Annotated in this window: 18 protein-coding genes and 1 pseudogene; 10 read left to right on the top strand and 9 right to left on the bottom strand. The window is 70.8% G+C overall.

From position 1 onward, the window contains the following. Positions 1 to 22: 22 nt before the first annotated feature. Positions 23 to 868, bottom strand: a complete 846-nt coding sequence (locus tag NBT82_RS15260) for an ABC transporter permease (RefSeq protein ID WP_251328963.1) — start codon at positions 866 to 868, stop codon at positions 23 to 25. Continuing rightward, positions 865 to 1533 carry an ABC transporter ATP-binding protein gene (locus NBT82_RS15255; protein ID WP_251328962.1) on the bottom strand — a complete coding sequence of 223 codons (669 nt, stop codon included), beginning with the start codon at positions 1531 to 1533 and terminating at the stop codon, positions 865 to 867. Before NBT82_RS15255 ends, NBT82_RS15260 begins: the two co-directional genes overlap by 4 nt. A 115-nt stretch (positions 1534 to 1648) precedes the next feature. Between NBT82_RS15255 and NBT82_RS15250 the strand changes: the two genes are divergently transcribed. Both NBT82_RS15250 and NBT82_RS15245 read left to right on the top strand, forming a co-directional pair. Continuing rightward, positions 1649 to 2038 carry a DUF8048 family protein gene (locus NBT82_RS15250; protein WP_251328961.1) on the top strand — a complete coding sequence of 130 codons (390 nt, stop codon included), beginning with the start codon at positions 1649 to 1651 and terminating at the stop codon, positions 2036 to 2038. A gap of 51 nt (positions 2039 to 2089) precedes the next feature. Next, complete coding sequence (locus NBT82_RS15245; RefSeq protein WP_251328960.1) at positions 2090 to 3295, top strand: MFS transporter; 1206 nt, start codon at positions 2090 to 2092, stop codon at positions 3293 to 3295. A 19-nt stretch (positions 3296 to 3314) separates the two neighbouring features. Here the strand turns inward: NBT82_RS15245 and NBT82_RS15240 are convergent, their stop codons facing one another. Continuing rightward, entirely contained in the window at positions 3315 to 4037 is a 723-nt protein-coding gene (locus tag NBT82_RS15240) for a glycosyltransferase family A protein (RefSeq protein ID WP_251328959.1), read from the bottom strand. Between the two features lie 77 nt (positions 4038 to 4114). On the opposite strand from NBT82_RS15240, the gene NBT82_RS15235 reads away from it, so the two are divergent. Continuing rightward, entirely contained in the window at positions 4115 to 4480 is a 366-nt protein-coding gene (locus NBT82_RS15235; protein WP_251328958.1) for a DUF7475 family protein, read from the top strand. Positions 4481 to 4512: 32 nt separating this feature from the next. Here the strand turns inward: NBT82_RS15235 and NBT82_RS15230 are convergent, their stop codons facing one another. From NBT82_RS15230 to NBT82_RS15210, 5 genes are read right to left on the bottom strand one after another with little or no spacing between them, the layout of a single operon-like run. Next, entirely contained in the window at positions 4513 to 5340 is an 828-nt protein-coding gene (locus tag NBT82_RS15230; RefSeq protein WP_251328957.1) for a class I SAM-dependent methyltransferase, read from the bottom strand. Next, complete coding sequence (locus NBT82_RS15225) at positions 5340 to 5717, bottom strand: 6-pyruvoyl trahydropterin synthase family protein (protein WP_251328956.1); 378 nt, start codon at positions 5715 to 5717, stop codon at positions 5340 to 5342. Before NBT82_RS15225 ends, NBT82_RS15230 begins: the two co-directional genes overlap by 1 nt. A gap of 37 nt (positions 5718 to 5754) precedes the next feature. Next, positions 5755 to 6810: a zinc-dependent alcohol dehydrogenase gene (locus NBT82_RS15220; protein ID WP_251328955.1), complete on the bottom strand. Its 1056-nt coding sequence runs from the start codon at positions 6808 to 6810 to the stop codon at positions 5755 to 5757. A gap of 20 nt (positions 6811 to 6830) precedes the next feature. Continuing rightward, entirely contained in the window at positions 6831 to 7601 is a 771-nt protein-coding gene (locus tag NBT82_RS15215) for a CDP-alcohol phosphatidyltransferase family protein (protein WP_251328954.1), read from the bottom strand. Further along, complete coding sequence (locus NBT82_RS15210) at positions 7598 to 9577, bottom strand: aldo/keto reductase (RefSeq protein WP_251328953.1); 1980 nt, start codon at positions 9575 to 9577, stop codon at positions 7598 to 7600. Before NBT82_RS15210 ends, NBT82_RS15215 begins: the two co-directional genes overlap by 4 nt. Before the next feature lie 154 nt (positions 9578 to 9731). On the opposite strand from NBT82_RS15210, the gene NBT82_RS15205 reads away from it, so the two are divergent. Then, complete coding sequence (locus tag NBT82_RS15205; RefSeq protein ID WP_251328952.1) at positions 9732 to 10847, top strand: glycosyltransferase; 1116 nt, start codon at positions 9732 to 9734, stop codon at positions 10845 to 10847. Between the two features lie 81 nt (positions 10848 to 10928). Here the strand turns inward: NBT82_RS15205 and NBT82_RS15200 are convergent, their stop codons facing one another. After that, entirely contained in the window at positions 10929 to 11099 is a 171-nt protein-coding gene (locus NBT82_RS15200; RefSeq protein WP_251328951.1) for a hypothetical protein, read from the bottom strand. A gap of 228 nt (positions 11100 to 11327) precedes the next feature. On the opposite strand from NBT82_RS15200, the gene NBT82_RS15195 reads away from it, so the two are divergent. From NBT82_RS15195 to cobA, 6 genes and pseudogenes are all read left to right on the top strand, one after another. Beyond that, positions 11328 to 11669 carry a DUF8134 family protein gene (locus tag NBT82_RS15195; protein ID WP_251328950.1) on the top strand — a complete coding sequence of 114 codons (342 nt, stop codon included), beginning with the start codon at positions 11328 to 11330 and terminating at the stop codon, positions 11667 to 11669. An 85-nt stretch (positions 11670 to 11754) separates the two neighbouring features. Next, a complete protein-coding gene (locus tag NBT82_RS15190) occupies positions 11755 to 13533 on the top strand; it encodes a nitrite/sulfite reductase (protein ID WP_251328949.1) in 1779 nt (592 codons plus the stop codon). A 1-nt stretch (position 13534) separates the two neighbouring features. Next, complete coding sequence (locus NBT82_RS15185; protein ID WP_251328948.1) at positions 13535 to 13819, top strand: DUF6360 family protein; 285 nt, start codon at positions 13535 to 13537, stop codon at positions 13817 to 13819. Next, a pseudogene (locus NBT82_RS20345) lies at positions 13816 to 14604 on the top strand (CbiX/SirB N-terminal domain-containing protein); the annotation flags it as partial. The gene NBT82_RS15185 and the pseudogene NBT82_RS20345, both read left to right, overlap by 4 nt. Then, a complete protein-coding gene (locus NBT82_RS20340) occupies positions 14590 to 15336 on the top strand; it encodes a DR2241 family protein (protein ID WP_251331301.1) in 747 nt (248 codons plus the stop codon). The pseudogene NBT82_RS20345 and the gene NBT82_RS20340, both read left to right, overlap by 15 nt. Beyond that, a complete protein-coding gene (cobA, locus tag NBT82_RS15170) occupies positions 15333 to 16184 on the top strand; it encodes a uroporphyrinogen-III C-methyltransferase (protein WP_251328947.1) in 852 nt (283 codons plus the stop codon). Before NBT82_RS20340 ends, cobA begins: the two co-directional genes overlap by 4 nt. Positions 16185 to 16194 lie beyond the last annotated feature (10 nt).

The raw sequence follows: 16194 nt of genomic DNA, 5'->3' as shown, positions 1-16194 counted from the left end.
ACGGTCCCGGCCGCGAGGCGGCTCATCCCTCCCTGTTCAGGGCCGCCCGTAGCGTCCCGAGCAGGGTCCGATCGACGGGGTCGAACGGCCGGAGCTGTGCGGCGTCGGTGAAGGCCGCCCGCGAGAGCAGGAGGCTGGTCGTCATGCTGGTCAGGCCCCCGGCGGCGAAGATCATCCCCATGATGACGAACTGGTACTCGGCGGCGTAGATGGGGTTCGCGCCGCCGAGGATCATCCCCGCCATCATCCCCGGGATGTACACCAGCCCGAGCGTCCGCATCGCGTCGACGACGGGGATGAGCGACGCCCGCACCGACTCCGTGACGAACTCCGAGACGGCCCGTTCGGGGGGGACGCCGAGCGCAAGGACGGCCTCGATCTCCGCCCGGTTCGACTCCACCTCGCCCTGGAAGCGATCGAGCGTGAGCGAGTTCGTCTTCATCGCGTTCGCGATGATCATGCCGCCGACCGGGACCAGGTTCCGAACCGTCCGCTCGATGGCGCCCGCGGCCACCATCGTCACGATGACGACCCCCGATCCGAGCGCGAGGGAGACGACGGAGATGCGGAAGGCCCTGGGGACGCCGTCGCCGCGCTTGCGCGACTCCCAGGCGGCATAACAGACCATCGCGGCGAGCAGGACCCCCGAGTAGGCCAGCGGGATGGCAAAGAGCGCGCCGATGAGCGCGCCCATCGCGAGCACCTGGACGAACCCCCGGGCGAAGGAGCCGCCGAGTTCCCGCTCCAGCCCCAGGTCCCGGAGCGACGAGATGGCGATGACGACCGCCGCGAGCGCCGTCGCGGCGGCCACCTGGCCGAGGCCACGGACGACGACCGGATCGGCCAGTCGGTCGGGGAGGGCGATCACGCGATCACCTCCCTCGGTGTCCCCACTTCGACGATCCGACTGTCGGCGAAGCGAGCCACCCGGTCGGCCAGGCGCTCGGCCTGTCGCTCGTCGTGTGTCACGAGGACGACCGTCCGCTCGCCCGTAGCAAGTAGCTCGGCCACCAGTCGCTCGATCGCCGCTTCGGCCTCGCTGTCGAGGCTCGCCGTCGGTTCGTCGAGCAGGAACACGTCGGGATCGTTGGCGACCGTCCGCGCGATGGCGACCCGCTGGGCCTCCCCGCCCGACAGGTCGCCCGTCTTCCGGTCGGCGTAGCCCGACAGGCCGACGTCCGCGAGCAGCGCGGTCAGACGCTCCTCGGCGACCGACTCCCCGCGGAGTCGCGGCCCGATGGTGACGTTCTCGCGGACGGTCCCGTTCCGCAGCGCCGGCTGCTGGGGCACCAGCCCCACCCGCTTTCGCAGCGTCGCCGGCGCCAGCGTCCGGTAGTCGGTGTCGTCGAGGTAGACGGTCCCCGCGGTCGGTTCGTCCAGTCGGTTGAGTAGGCGGAGAAACGTCGATTTCCCCGCACCCGAGGGGCCGACGATGGCGATCGTCTCGCCGCTCGCGACGTCGAGCGACACGTCGTCGACGATGCGGTCGCCGTCGATCTCGTACCGGAGGGAGTCGGCTCGAAGGTTCGTCATCTGGGTCCCGGGCGTTCCATCGATCCGTGCCCGTCCCGTCCTACCACCCCATCCCGCATCAACGTTCGGCCCCGGCCCAAAAGATCGAAGGTCGAGCACTGTGAATAGTTGACATATGACGAACGACGCGACGGTGGAGACCGGCGAAGCACCGATCACCGGGACGGTCGTCGAACGGGTGGCCGAGGGGGTCGATCCCGAGCCGTCCGCCATCGCCGACGCCCTACTCGCGCTCAACGCGGAGTTGCTGGGGCGCCACGCGGCGTTCGAGCGGACCGCGGACTACGTCACCGTCGACGGGACGCGGGCGTACCGGATCGACCGCGACGAGTGGGCGACGCTGATCGACGACTTCGACTTCGGCGAGGCGACGGCGGCGGCCGTTCGCCTCGCCCACACCGAGCAGGCGCGACTCCTCTTTGCCGCGTCCGTCGGCGCGGACGACCGCTTCTCCCCGGACGAGGCGGGGGTGGTCATCGGCATCGACACCGCCGAGCAGTTCTAGATCGGCTGCCGCGAACGCAACGGTAACAAGCCCGCCGCGTCACCTCCCGTCGTGTCCGACCTCGACGGGGACCGGGGGCTGGCGCTCGTTCCGTGGCGGTCGCGGACGCTCTACGTCGTCCTGTCGTGTTCGCTGATGGGGGTGATGGGCGTCTCGCTGGTCAGTCCGGTCCTGCCCGACCTGCGCCCGGTCTTCGGCGTCTCAGACGCCCAGGTCGGCCTGGTCATCACGGCCTACACCCTGCCGGGCGTCGTCGTGACGCCCTTCGTCGGCCTCGCGGCCGACCGGATCGGGCGCCGGCGCGTGATCGTCCCACTCCTCTTTCTGTTCGCCGTCACGGGGACGGGCGTCGCCTTCGCCCGCACCTTCACCGAGGTGATCGTCCTCCGTCTCCTCCAGGGGGTGGGCGCGAGCGCGCTCGTCACGCTCGCGGTGACGCTGATCGGCGACGTGTACGAGGGTCGCCGCCGCGACGCCGTGATGGGGTTGAACGGGAGCACCATCGGCACCGGCGCGGCGTTTTACCCGCTTCTCGGCGGCGCGCTCGCGGGGATCCGCTGGTCGGCGCCCTTCCTCTTTTTCGGCGTCGGCGCCGTCGTCGGCCTGTTCGCGACCGTGGCGCTGCGCGAACCGACCGCCGCCCGCTCGACGGACGTGCGCACCTACCTCGGCCGCCTCCGGGCGGTCGCCGTCCTGCCGCAGGCGCTCGCTATCTTCCTCGCGCTCTTTCTCGCCTTCTTCATCTTCTACGGCGCCGTCCTCACCGTCCTCCCGCTCCTCCTGAGCGACGCGTTCGGCCTCGGCGCCGGCCGGATCGGCGCCGTCCTGTCGGCCGTCGCACTCGCCAGTGCGGCCGTCTCCTCGCAGTACGGCCGGCTCTCGACACGTCGGTCCGCACCGGAACTCGTCGCCCTCGGCTTCGTCGCCTACGGCGTGGGACTGCTGGCCGTTCGGCTCTCCCCGTCACCGCTCGCCGTCGGCGCGTCGCTTTTGATCTTCGGCGTCGGCTTCGGCGTCGTGATGCCCTCCATCGACACCGCGGTCGTCACCCTCGTCGACGACGACCTCCGCGCCGGCGTGATGGGGATGCGAACGAGCGTGTTGCGACTCGGACAGACCCTCGGCCCGGTCGGGTTCACCGCCACCGCGGGACTCGCGTTCGGGTCGTCGCTCGTCGGCTACCGCGCCCTCCTGGTCGCTGCCGGCCTCGGCGCGATGCTCGCCGGCGGCGCCGTCTACCTGTCTCTGCGTCGATAGGGACCCGGCGCTGTCGTCGTCACTCGACGCGTTCCGCCGCGGAACATTTCCCCCGCAGCCGCCGCCGGAGTGCGTTTCCAATCCGCTGGATCGGCTGGGTGAGTCCCACGGCCCTCGCCCGACGGTAGAGGCGTCGGCCCACCGTCGCGTCCATCACCTCGTCGTAGCGGTCCGGATACTCCCGTTTCAGTCGCCGCTCCAGTGCCGGATCGAACGCCGTCCGCGGTACCGATGGATGACACATCCGGAACGACTCCTCGAACCGGCAGCGCCCCGTCGCCTCCGCCTCCATCCGCCACCCGAACTCCACGTCCTCGCGCCACTCCGAGAACGCCGAACGGAAGCCGCCGACGTCGAGGGCGGCCGCCCGCCGGACCGCGAGGTTACACCCCACGTAGTGCCGGGGGCCGAAACTGCGACAGCCCCCGTAGATCGGCCCCTCCAGACAGATCAGGTCCGGATCCGCCTCGAAGGCCGCGCGTGCCGTCGCCAGCCAGTCCGCCGGGGGCCTGGTGTCGTCGTCGGTGAGCGCGACCACGTCCGCCGATGCCGCTTCCAATCCCCGGTTGCGCGCCGTCGACCGGTCCACCGTCCCGTCGTCGACGAGGAGGATCTCGTAGGGGTCGTCGAACGTCTGGGCCTGGAGACACGCCATCGTCGGGTCGTGATCGTACGTCGGGACCGACGGCACGACGACCGACACCGCCGGATCGGTCGCCCGTCGAACGTACTCGACGCCCATACCCCCGTGAACGATCCGGCGGTGCATAAATCTCCGACCCGACGATTTAGGTCGCTCGCTCCCTACTGCGCGTGGGAATGTCATCCACGTCCGAATCCACCCTCGATACGGCGTCGCTCACCCGACTCCACTGGCTCGGCATCGCGCTGGCGGCGATCACGGGGATCGTCCACCTCTATTTCGGCGTCCTCGCTATCGACACCCTCCAGGGCATCAGTTTCGTCCTCGCTGGCGTCGCCTTCTTCGTCGCCATCTTGCTTCTCCGCCTCGATTACCGCCGCCGCCTGCTCTATCTCGTCGGCATCCCGTTTACCGGCGTGCAGATCGTCCTCTATTTCTATCTGAACTGGCCGGACGTCCTCGGTCCGGGCGGCATCGCCGACAAGATCGTCCAGGCCGGGCTGATCGCGGTCCTCGTCGTGCTCTACCGCCGGGAAGCGTAGCCCCCGCCCGCCTCGCGCCGGACGGCCGTGGCTCAGCCGGGCCGATAGAGGACGTCGTACCCGTGGGCCACGTAGGTCAGCGTTCCCGCGTCGAGCTGTCGCCGGCGGGTCCGGAGCCACGCCTCGGCACCCGGGACCGATCCCTCGACCGCCGCCTCGACGAACGAGAGGATCGTCCCGAGGAAGTGACGCTCGTCGGCGGCGTAGTCGCCGTCCTGCGGGTGGACGATCCAGTCCGACGCCCCGGCCGCCAGCAGGTCCCCGTCGCGTTCCCGACAGCGGTCGAGCAGGTGCCGGCCGGCCCGGACGTCCCGCCCCGGTTCGTCGTCGATGGCGTCGTGGTACGCCGCGACGACGGCGTCGTCGGCCGGATGGTCCGGCTGAAAGATCGTCTCCCCGTCGAAGGTGATCGGCGCGTACACCAGACCGTCGGTGCCGAGCGCCCCGGCGAAGGCGTCGAGTGCGTCGTCGATGGGGACGAGATCAAGGAACGCCCCCGCCACCACGAGGTCCGCCCATTCGCCGTCGAACGCGTCGAGGGCGTCGCCGGCCTCGAAGCGGACGGTCAGATCGTCGACGCGGAAGTCGGCGTCGTCGGCGTCGTCGGCGTCGAGGTCGGCCATCCGCAGGTCGCGCGCTCGCTCGACGACGTCCGGGTCGCTGTCGACGCCCCGGTACGTGCCGGCGGTCACGCCCCAGTCCACCAGCCGTGGGACGGTGACACCGGTGCCACACCCCGCCTCCAGCACCCGGGGGGTCGGCGGGAGTTCGTCGAGGAGGCGGTCCCGTACCCGCCGGTCGAGCGCCCGGTCGTCGACCACCCGTTTCGCCTCCAGATATCGCTCGTCCGCGTGGTCCATCAGAGCGCTCGCTCGTGGCTGGCCCACGCGTCCTCGTCTTCCCACATCCGGACGGTCAGGCGCGTGGGTCCTTCGGTCGGGACGGCCTCGACGAACCGGTCGCCGAAGACGCGTGCGAACCGCTCGACGCTCGGGTTCGCGCCCTCGAACTCCGGCAAGTCGTTCAGCAAGGCGTCGCGATACCGGGCTTCCAGTCGGTCGAGGGCGGCGTCGACCGCGTCGATGTCGACGAGGTAGCCATGCTCGTTCAGATCGGGGCCGGCGAAGCGCACCGCCACCTCGAAGTGGTGGCTGTGGACCTCGCCTTCGGGGCCGGGGTCGGGGACCGTGAGGAAGTGCTGGGCCACGAAGTCCCGCGACACCGAGAGCCGGTACATATCCGGCGATTGGCGGGCAGCGACTTATACGCTCGGCCTACTCGAAGGTGAGCAACACCTGGAGCGCGTTCTCGGGGCCGTCGTCGAGCAGTCGGTATGCCTCGGCCGCGTTCCCGAGGCCGATGCGGTGCGTGACGAGGCGGTCGGTCGACAGTTCGCGGAGGCGATCCCACGCCACGTCCAGTCGGCGCTCTTTCGTCCACCGCCCCCGGAGATCGGGGGCGAGCGTGCTCACCTGACTCGACGATACGTCGATCCGGTTCCGGTGGAAAAAGCCCCCGAGATCCGTCTCGGCGCGCTTGCGCCCGTACCACGATCCGACGACGATCCGGCCGTCGTAGCCCACGGCGTCGATGGCGTCGTCGAGCGTCGCCGGCGACCCCGAGAGTTCGTACGCCAGATCCGCCCCGGGCGGGCCGCCGCGGTCGCCGATGCGTGCCGCCTCCGCGGGCCGGAGCGTCTCGTCGGCGCCGAGGGTGGTGGCCATCTCCCGTCGGTGGGCGACGGGTTCGACGACCGTCAGCCGTTCCAGCGGGAACGACGAGAGCACCCTCGTCGTGACGAGGCCGACCATCCCGGCGCCGAAGACGACGACACGCTCGCCGACCCGCGGCCGCCCGTCCATGACGAACGTCGTCGCCGTCTCCGCCGTCGGCAACAGCGCGGCCGTCGCCGTCGACACGTCGTCCGGCACCGGCACGAGGTCGGCCGGTGCCGCCACGAAGTGGCTCTCGTGGGGGTTGAACGCGAAGACGCGCCGCCCCCGCCACGCCTCGTCGACGTTCGCGCCCAGGGCCACTACGTCGCCGACGGTCGCGTAGCCGTACTTCAGCGGATACGAGAGGTCGCCGTCAAGGGCGTCGATCGTCGTGTCGGCGGGCAGGTCGCGGGGCATCTCCCCCCGATAGATCAAGAGTTCGGTACCCGAACTCACCGCGGAGAGACGCGTTTCCACGAGCACCTCGTCGGGCCCCGGAGCACTGACCGACTCCCGTTCGACGCTGATCGACCGGGGGCCGGTGAAGTACAGCGCCCGGCCGGTCGGCGGGACGACGGCACCTGACTCGTCCGCGTCGTCGACGCTCCCTGTCACGCCCGCTCTAGCGACGCGGCTCACTTCATACTGCCGCCCGTCTCGCCCAGTCGCCCCGTGACGGCGACGTAGTCGCGGACGAACGTCGCGAGCGACGGCGCGAGGGCGACCAGACTCGCCGGGTGAACGATCGACGCCGGCACGACCGGCGCCAGCGCGACGGTGATAAAGCCCATCTGGAGCGCCGCCAGCGGCCGTCGCACCCGGCTCTCGGGAAGGTCGCCGACCGGTCGGTCGCGTCGGCGCCGCCACCCGACGCCGAGGAGATAGACGTACCGCGCGGCCGACAGCGAGAGGTAGATCGGTGGGAGCCGCCCCCACGCGACGCCGACGAGCGGCGCGACCAGGAATCCGAGCGTATCGAAGGCGTGATCGAGTTTCGCCCCGAGCGGCGTCGTCCGTCCCGTCCGTCGCGCCAGGCGTCCGTCGGCGAAATCGAGGGCGACGCCGGTGCCGTAACAGGCTGCGGGCGCCCAGCGCACCGCCGGTGTGGTCGGGGGGACGACCAGAAACCCGGCCGTGGCGGCGTACAGCAGTCCCCGGCCCAGCGTGACGAGGTTCGGCGGGGCGACGGCCGCCCCCGGTCGGCCGGCGTCGAGGTGGAGGGCGAGAAAACCCACCTCGTAGGCCAGCACCGCTCCCGTGATCGCCGTCCAGCGGTTCGCGGCGGCGCGCGTGGTCGCGTCGGCGACGAGGGTCCAGCCGCCGACGGCCACGCCCGCGGCGGCCACGGCCGTCGCCGTCACCGCCGCGGCGTCGAGTCGCCGCCCGCGGACGTTCTCCCCGCTCATCGCTCGAAGTCGGGGTCTTCGAGCGCCGCGAACCGCTCCCGTGCCCCCTCGGGGAGGCGGTGGGTCGCGGCGCCGAGGTTCTCGACCACGTGGTCGGGGTCAGTGCTGCCGGGGATGGGGACGACGCCCTCGCCGACGTGCCAGGCGAGGACCGCCGCCGCCGGCGAGACGCCCATCTCGGCGGCACCCTCGCGGACTGCTGGCTCTTCCAGCAGGCCCGGTACCGACAACGGCGAGTGGGCGATCACCCGGATCCCCCGCTCGTGACACCACTCGACCAGATCGGTGCGCGGCCGGTAGGGGTTCCGGGCCACCTGGACGACGGCGGGCGGGACACGCGCGAACTCGATCAGGTCTGAAAGCATCTCCCGGTCGACGTTACAGATCCCGAGTGTCGCCGCCAGCCCCCGGTCGTGGAGGTCCTCCATCGCCCGCCATGTCGATTCGAGGCTCACCTCTGCCCGGTCCCGATCGCCGTCCGCCGTCTCGGGGAAGGTGAGCGCCTCCTGTTTCTCGACGGGGAGTGCTGCGAGCCGTCGCAGTGGCCCCGTGTACGCCCACGACTCCGGCCAGTGGATCATATAACAGTCGAGGTGGTCGAGCCCCAGATCCGCGAGCGTCGTTTCGCAGGCCTCCGCGACGTGGCCGTGGTTGGTGTTCCACACCTTGCTCGCGACGAACAGGGCCTCGCGGTCGGGACTCCCCGGTGCCGCGAGGAGGTCGCCGATCCGCGCCTCGTTGCCGTAGAGTTCCGCGGAGTCGAGGAGGCGATAGCCCGCGTCCAGCGCCGTCGCGATGGAGCCCCGGCGGTCGACGTACGTCCCGTCGCGGTAGCGCGAACAGCCGATCCCGACCGGCGGCAGGCGGAGCGCGGCGGTCGGCGGGCCGACGACTCCAGCGTCCTGTCCCCCCTTTGTTCCCCACACCACGCGGCGCCGGTCCGGCGTCTCGACGCCCCCCGCGTCGACGGCGACCGCCTCCCCCCGATCGGCCGCCCGTTCGATCGCGTTGCAGACGGCGACGACGTGGGCGGCCCGCCTGGCAGTATCGCGGGCAGGCCGCCCCCGCCGGACGCTCGCCGCGAGGCGCTCCGGCCCGTCGAGGTAGGCCGTCCGCCGCGACGGCGCGGTGAGCGGGGTCGTGGTGTAGTGCCGCCCCTCGCGGCCGACCGAGACGTGACTCTCGCCGTCGCCGCCCTGCGCGCCCGCGTCGCCGAGGTAGAGCGACGCGTCGTCGCCGTGGAGTTCGAGGCTCGTGAACTCTCGACTCCGGTGGGGGGCGTAGAAGCTCGCAGTGAGACGGATTAGCGCCCCGGCCTCGAAGTCGAGTGTCGCCTCGACGTGGCTGGGTCGCTCGGGTGACCGCTCCTCGCGGTCGGGCCACGGATCGGTGGCGTCGGCGCACCGCACCCGCGCGACGGGGCCGAACCACGCCACGAGGAGAGTCAAGGGGTAGACTGCCCCGTCGTACAGCGGCCCGACCCGGAGGAAGGAACCGGGATCGTCGTGCCACTCGGTCACGCGGCCGACGTGGGCGTGGGCGTAGCCCAGGCGGACCGGTCCGAGGCGGCCGTCGTCGAGCGCTCGCCGGGCGAGCCGCTGGTTCTCGCCGCTCGGAGTGATCGGGGCACAGCCGAGCCCCAGCCCCCGCGACGCCGCGAGGTCGAGGAGCCCTCGCGCCCGGTCGGCCTCCATCGCGAGCGGTTTCTCGCTCCAGACGTGCCGCCCCGCCTGGAGCGCCCGCTCGGTCACCGTCGCGTGGGCGCCGTGGCTCGTGAGGTTCACCACGAGCGGCGCGTCCGTGGCCTCGAGCAACGCGTCCAGGTCGGTGTAGGCCGTCGCGCCCGTGGCGGCCGCGAGCGACGCCGCCCGGTCGGCGTCGAGGTCACAGACGGCGACCGGCGAGAGCGACGACGCGTCGAGGCCGGCGGCGTACTGCTCGGCTACCGCGCCACAGCCCACGAACGCACACTCCATACCCGTCGGCGGGCGGCGGTCGTGAAAAGCCTCCCGCCCGGAGTTATACGGATTATTGTACCTGTTTACCGGTGATTCGCCGGACCGTCTCGGCGAACCACCGGTAGTGACTTACGATACATCGTATTAAGACGGTCGCCGCCCCAGGACCGGCATGGCGCGGGTGGCGGTCCTCCACAACACGCTCGACGGCCGCGGCGGCGCCGACACCGTCTGTCTCCACGTCTGCGAAGCGCTGCAGTCCGTCCACGAGGTGACGCTCTTTACCCTCTCGCGGTCGTCGCTCGACGAACTGAATCGCCTGTTCGACACCGCGGCCGACGTCCCCGTCCACCGACCGCCGGGGAACGTCCTCGTCTGCCGGGCGTTCGACGCCCTCCCCGAGCGGTTCGGGCCGGCGCTGGCCCCCCGGAGCGTCCTGCTTCGCCGCCTGTTCGCCCGCCACGCCGACCGGTTCGACGCCGCCGTCAGCACCGCCAACGAGTTTGCCCTCCCGCTTCCATCGGTCCAGTACGTCCACTACCCGCAGTTCAACCGCCGGGCGACGTCGGCCGGGGACGCGGGGCGCCTCGATTCGCTCTGGAGCCGACTGGCCGGCCTCGGCCACCGGCGACTCCCCGCCGACGCCCACCTCCTCGCCAACTCCGAATGGACGGCCGACGCCGTCGAGACCGCCTACGGCCGCCGACCGACGGTGTGTTTCCCGCCGGTCGATCCGCCCCCCGATCCGCGTCCCTGGGACGACCGCGAGTCGGGAGTCGTGGTCGTCGGGCGACTGGCACCCGACAAGCGGCCGCTCCGGGCGATCCGGATCGTCGACGGCGTCCGCGCCCGGGGACACGACCTCCACCTCCACCTGGTCGGGTCGTCCTCGCCCATCTACGCCGACTACGGTCGGCGGGTCGCCACCGCCGCGGCCGACCGATCGTACGTCCACCTCGACCGGGACGCGCCCCGCGAGCGGATCGACGAACTGCTCGAAACCCACCGCTACGGGCTCAACTGCAAGCCGGAGGAACATTTCGGCATGGCGGTCGCGGAGTACGTCGCTGCGGGGATGGTGGCCTTCGCCCCCGACGCCGGCGGCCAGCGGGAGGTGCTCGACGGTCGCCCCGACCGTCTGTTCGCCTCGACGGACGACGCCGTGGCGACCGTCGCCGCGGCGATCGAGGCGGACGCCCGCCCGACGCTCCCTCGCGACCGTTACGCGAGCGACCGGTTTCACGCGGCCGTCCGCGACGCGGTCGCGGCGCTTCCGGCCCCGCGCTGAGGCGGGTCCGCAGCGGCGTCGCTCGGTGGCGACGGCCGGAGTGGGGCGTCGGCCTCGGCATCGAGCGGACGGAAAGAGAAGCTAGTCCTGTGCCGCGCCGTCTCGGGTCTCGCTCAGATGTTCCCAAATCTCCGTACAGCCGGCACCCGGCTCGACGTCGGAGAGGTGGTTTCGCGCTTCCGCAGCTTCGTCACGTTCGGATTCCGCCTCGGCGTCCGACGGGCTCTTCACGACCTCGCTGTTCTCGCTCATCGAACATCCGTACACGTCACGGCCGTATAAGGCCGCGTCAGGGCGTAATCGCTACCCGTTCTCCCGCATGGAGGCGGTCCTTTCCGGTTTCCCTGACGCGGGTGTTCGGCCACGAACCCAACGCTGTCTCCCGATTCCGGCCGTTCGATCCCCGAATCGACCGTCCGACGACCGGCAAACCTCGCGGCCGCCGACGGGCTTACCGCCGTCGGGGGCCAAGCGGGGGTCATGACGACCGACGTTCACCAACTCGACGACGGGGCCTGGGTCAGCGTCAACGACTCCCGCGAGGTGAACGTGAGCGACCTCTGGCGGCTCGCCAGCCACGATTTCTGTGACTGTCGACTCGCCGACTTCCTCGCCGAGGGCTTCGTCGAGGTGGGTGCCGACGGCACGAGCGTTGAGGGACGGATCGCCGGCCGGTGTATCCAGTGCGGCGAGGAAGGCGTCACCGACTGGCTGATGCTCGGCCGCGTCGATCCGGGGACGGGTGCGTTCCGTCCGGTGATTCCCGGGAGCGTCCACGTCCCAGGCCGGCGACGCCGCACTGAGTCGCCGCCTCCAGGATAGCGGCAAGTATTTCTTTCTCCCCGGAGAGCCGGGGAAGGTTGACGGCGTGCCCGACCGTATATGTTCGCGTCCACTCTAGGGCTCCATGCCGTCCAAGGTCGAGAGCTGGAAAGACGAAATCTACGGGATGGAGATACGCGATCACCTCCTCCGATTCGCGGAGGAGGGGTGGGACGCCATCCCGGAGGACGAACACGACGCGTGGTTCGAGCGGTTCAAATGGTGGGGCCTGTACCACCAGCGGAAGGGACAGGAGAGCTACTTCATGATGCGCATCGGGACGCCGATGGGCCGGATGACGCCCGAACAGCTTCGAACCGTCGGCGAAGTGGCTCGGGAGTACGCGACGGGACCCGTCGACAACCCCGAGTTCGGCGCGGCGTACGCCGACTTCACGACCCGACAGTCGATCCAACTTCACTGGATCAAAGTCGAGGACATCCCCGACATCTTCGACGAACTCGAATCGGTCGGCCTCTCGACGATTCAGGCGTGTGGCGACTCCTGGCGCAACATCGTGGGCTCGCCCGTCGCCGGCCGCGACGCCGACGAACTCATCGACGTCTGGCCCGTCGTGCAGGAACTCCACGAGACGTTCAAGGGCAACGACCTCTACTCGAACCTGCCCCGGAAGTGGAAGGTCGCCGTGACCGGCGACCGCCGCGGCGCCGGCCAGGGCGACATCAACGACCTCGCCTTCGAGCCCGCGATCAAGGAAATCGATGGGGAAGAAATCGAGGGCTTCAACGTCAACGTCGGTGGCGGTCTCGCCCGCAAGGAACCCCGCTTCGCTCGGGACATCGACGTCTTCTGCCGGCCCGAGAACGCGGCCGACGTGGCCGCCGGGCTCTCCGCGCTCTTCCGTGATTACGGCGACCGTGACGACCGCTTCAACGCCCGCATCAAGTTCCTCGTCGACGAGTGGGGCCCCGAGAAGGTCCGCTCCGTGCTGCAAGAGGAGTACGTCGACTACGAACTCCCCACCGCCGGCGAGGGGCTTCGCGACGAGTACGACTACAACGCCGGCCGCTCTGACTCCCCGGGCGACTACATCGGCGTTCACGAGCAGAGTGACGGGCAGAACTTCGTCGGCCTCTCCGTCCTCGTCGGTCGCATGGCCGCCGACGACGTGATCGACCTCGCCGATCTGGCCGACGAGTACGGCTCCGAGATGATCGGCCTGACCCAGCGACAGAACGTCCTCGTCGGCGACATCGCCGACGAGGATCTGGACGACTTCCTCGCCGAGGATCTGCTGGCGGAGCACTCGCCGGATCCGCACCCGTTCATGCGTGGCTCCATCGCGTGTACCGGCACCGAGTACTGCTCGCTGTCCATCGTCGAGACGAAGAATCGGATGGTCCGGTACGGCCGCTGGCTCCGCGACAACGTGCCCGTCCCCGAGGGCGTCGAGGACTTCCACATCCACCTCTCGGGCTGTACGGCCTCGTGTGCCCAGCCACAGATCGCCGACATCAGCCTCCGGGGGATGAAAACGCGGAAGGACGGCGACGCCGTGGAGGCCTTCGACGTGGGCCTCGGCGGCGGTCTGGGCGAGAACCCGCAGTTCGCCGACTGGGTGAAGATGCGCGTGCCCGCCGACGAGGTGCCCGGCTACATCGCAAACCTCCTCGAAACCTACGAGGCGGAGCGCTCGGATCCCGAGGAGTCGTTCCGTGACTTCGTCGCCGACCGCGACGAGGACGAACTCGCGGCCCTCGCGGAGTCGGCGGAGACGAGCTACGAGGACCCCTACCTCGGCAACACGAAGATGACGTGGTACCCCTACGCCGAGGACACCGACATGGACGCCTCGCCAGCGCCGACGAACGGCCAGGGCGAACCGCTCCCGTCGGACGACTGAGATGGCCGACCGCGTGCTGAAGGTCAACGCCTTCACGACGTTCGACCTCCTCGACGCCAGCGTCGAGGGGCACGGGTTCGAAGAGGAGGCCTTCGCCACGCTGAACGTGCGGACGGCCCGGAACGATCCCGAGACAGTGTCGCTCGACCTCGAACTCGACAACACCCAACTGGAGTCGGTTCCCCCGCACGCCGATCACGTGACGCTCTCGGCCGAGGAGGCACGCACCCTCGCGACCGAACTACAGGAGGCCGCGGACCGAGTGGACGGGGCCGACGAGTCATGAGCGACCAAGCCCTGATCGTCGCGGCCCACGGCTCCCACCGCAACCCCGACTCCGCGACGCCGACGTACGCCCACGCCGACGCGATCCGCGAGCGTGGCTGCTTCGAGCAGGTCCGGGAGGCCTTCTGGAAGGAGTCCCCGTCCTTCCGGTCGTCGATCCGAACCGTCGACGCCGACGTGGCCTACGTCGTCCCGCTGTTCGTGAGTCAGGGCTACTTCGTCGATCGGGTGCTCCCTCGGGAGTTCGGTCTCGGCGTCGCCGACGTGACCGGGACGTCACACGAACCCCGGATCGTCTACACCGATCCCGTCGGCACCCACTCCGCCATGACCGAGGTGGTCGCCGAACGCGCCCGTCGCTACCTCGACGACGACGTCGCCGAGGCCGAGACGGCGCTCGCGGTGATCGGCCACGGCACCGAGCGCAACCCCAACAGCGCCGACGCCATCTACGACCACGTCGACGCCCTGCGCGAGACGACCGACTTCGCCGAGGTCGGCGCCCTGTTCATGGACGAGGAACCCTACGTCGACGACGTCCTCGATCGGTTCGACGCCGCCGACGTCGCGGTCGTCCCCCTCTTTATCGCCGACGGCTTCCACACACAAGACGAGATTCCGGAACTCCTCGGAGTGACGGACGACCCGCGTTCGGGCTACCCCGTCCCCGGCGAGGTCGACGGCCGCCGGATCTGGTACACCTCCGCCGTCGGGACCGACCCGCTCATGCCCGAGGTGCTGTTGGAACGTGCGGCCGACGCCGGCGCCGACGTGGACCGGACGGTCGGGGCGGAGACGCCCGTCCGCCCCGACGCCGGCGACGCCTTCCTGTCGTGGGTCGACGATGCGCCCGTCGCGGACGGTCGCCGGGCCCGCGAGTGGGGTGATCTCCTCGTCGTCGCCGACGGCGAGGCGTACGAACTCCGCCACCGCGCCGACCGGGGGCGCCCGCGTGCCGACCTCGTCGACCGCGACCCCGCGACGTTCCGCGGGTTCGTCCGCAGCGACGACGACGGCCGCTACCGCCCCTTCGCCGGCGAGCGATCGCTGCCGACGGGGTGGGTGATGCCGGGGCTTGACGACCCGATCCTGCTCCGTGCCGTCGCGTCGGCGTACCCCGCCGGGATCGAGGAGTGGGCCGACGACGCCGACCCCGTCCCCTACCGCGAGGTGGCCGCCAGACAGACCGGCATCTACGAGCGCGTCGCGAACCTCTCGCGTGCGGAACTGACCGACGTGACCGCGGCGGTCTGTGGCAACTGTGCCAAGCGGCGCACGTGGGACGAGACGGCCGACGACACGCTGCCCGTCGATCGGGGCGCGGGGGACCTCCCCTGCCGCGAGCCGTGTTCGTTCCTCGTCGCCGCGGCCCGCGAGGTGCTTGTCGACGAACCGCCGGACGAACAGCCACCGGAACAGCCAGCAGCCGACGTACCGCCGGGCGACCTGACCGATCCGGCCAACCGCTACCGGGTCCGGTACCGGCGGGCCGGCGGCAACCCAACCACTCACCGATGAACACCACGACGACAACCGGTACGGTGTATCTCGTCGGCGCCGGCCCGGGTGATCCCGAACTCATGACGGTGAAAGCCCGGCGTCTGCTCGACGAGGCAGACGTCGTCCTCCACGATTCGCTCGTGGGCGACGGCGTGATCGAATCGATCCCCGACCCGACGCGGGTCGCGAACGTCGGCAAGCGCGCCGACGGCGAGCGAACGCCCCAGGCCGAGATCAACGACCGGCTGATCCGCGAGGCCACGGCCGGCAACGACGTGGTCCGCCTCAAGGGGGGCGACCCCTGCGTGTTCGCCCGCGGCGGCGAGGAGGCGGAACACCTCGCGCGCCACGGCGTCGCCTTCGAGGTGGTGCCGGGGATCACGAGCGCCGTCGCCGCTCCCGACGTCGCCGGCATTCCGGCGACCCACCGCGACCACGCGTCCAGCCTGACGGTCGTCACGGGTCACGAGGACCCCACCAAGGCCGACAGCGCCCTCGACTGGAACGCCCTGTCGACGCTCGTCGACGCCGGCGGGACCCTGGTGATCCTGATGGGCGTCGGTCGCCTGCCGGACAACGTCACCGCCCTTCGCGCGGGGGCGGCCGAGGCCGACACGCCCGTCGCGATGGTCGAACGGGCCACGCTCCCGGCGGAACGGGTCGTCACCGGCACCCTCGACACCATCGTCTCCCGTGTCGACGAGGCGGCGATCGAACCTCCTGCCGTCACCGTCGTCGGCGACGTCGTGGGCGTTCGCGAGACGGTCGCCCACTGCCTCGGCGGCAGCGACGCGATGGCCGAGGGGACGCCCCTCGCCGCCCCCGACGAGCGGATCGTCGAGGTGGAGGTAACCGACGGTGACTGACGGCGACTGG

It is taken from the genome of Haloplanus sp. HW8-1 (assembly GCF_023703795.1).
Taxonomy (GTDB): domain Archaea; phylum Halobacteriota; class Halobacteria; order Halobacteriales; family Haloferacaceae; genus Haloplanus; species Haloplanus pelagicus.
The sequence above is the reverse complement of the archived record's forward strand: the minus strand, read 5'-3'. Positions and strand labels throughout refer to the sequence as shown.

What these genes read in the sequence shown, in the direction of transcription:
- NBT82_RS15230 (WP_251328957.1), bottom strand. Translation starts at nt 5,340, where the DNA reads ATGGACCACGCGGACGAGCGATATCTGGAGGCGAAACGGGTGGTCGAC.
- NBT82_RS15210 (WP_251328953.1), bottom strand. Translation starts at nt 9,577, where the DNA reads ATGGAGTGTGCGTTCGTGGGCTGTGGCGCGGTAGCCGAGCAGTACGCC.
- NBT82_RS15215 (WP_251328954.1), bottom strand. Translation starts at nt 7,601, where the DNA reads ATGAGCGGGGAGAACGTCCGCGGGCGGCGACTCGACGCCGCGGCGGTG.
- NBT82_RS15255 (WP_251328962.1), bottom strand. Translation starts at nt 1,533, where the DNA reads ATGACGAACCTTCGAGCCGACTCCCTCCGGTACGAGATCGACGGCGAC.
- NBT82_RS15225 (WP_251328956.1), bottom strand. Translation starts at nt 5,717, where the DNA reads ATGTACCGGCTCTCGGTGTCGCGGGACTTCGTGGCCCAGCACTTCCTC.
- NBT82_RS15235 (WP_251328958.1), top strand. Translation starts at nt 4,115, where the DNA reads ATGTCATCCACGTCCGAATCCACCCTCGATACGGCGTCGCTCACCCGA.
- NBT82_RS15250 (WP_251328961.1), top strand. Translation starts at nt 1,649, where the DNA reads ATGACGAACGACGCGACGGTGGAGACCGGCGAAGCACCGATCACCGGG.
- NBT82_RS15195 (WP_251328950.1), top strand. Translation starts at nt 11,328, where the DNA reads ATGACGACCGACGTTCACCAACTCGACGACGGGGCCTGGGTCAGCGTC.
- NBT82_RS15190 (WP_251328949.1), top strand. Translation starts at nt 11,755, where the DNA reads ATGCCGTCCAAGGTCGAGAGCTGGAAAGACGAAATCTACGGGATGGAG.
- cobA (WP_251328947.1), top strand. Translation starts at nt 15,333, where the DNA reads ATGAACACCACGACGACAACCGGTACGGTGTATCTCGTCGGCGCCGGC.
- NBT82_RS15200 (WP_251328951.1), bottom strand. Translation starts at nt 11,099, where the DNA reads ATGAGCGAGAACAGCGAGGTCGTGAAGAGCCCGTCGGACGCCGAGGCG.
- NBT82_RS15240 (WP_251328959.1), bottom strand. Translation starts at nt 4,037, where the DNA reads ATGGGCGTCGAGTACGTTCGACGGGCGACCGATCCGGCGGTGTCGGTC.
- NBT82_RS15205 (WP_251328952.1), top strand. Translation starts at nt 9,732, where the DNA reads ATGGCGCGGGTGGCGGTCCTCCACAACACGCTCGACGGCCGCGGCGGC.
- NBT82_RS15185 (WP_251328948.1), top strand. Translation starts at nt 13,535, where the DNA reads ATGGCCGACCGCGTGCTGAAGGTCAACGCCTTCACGACGTTCGACCTC.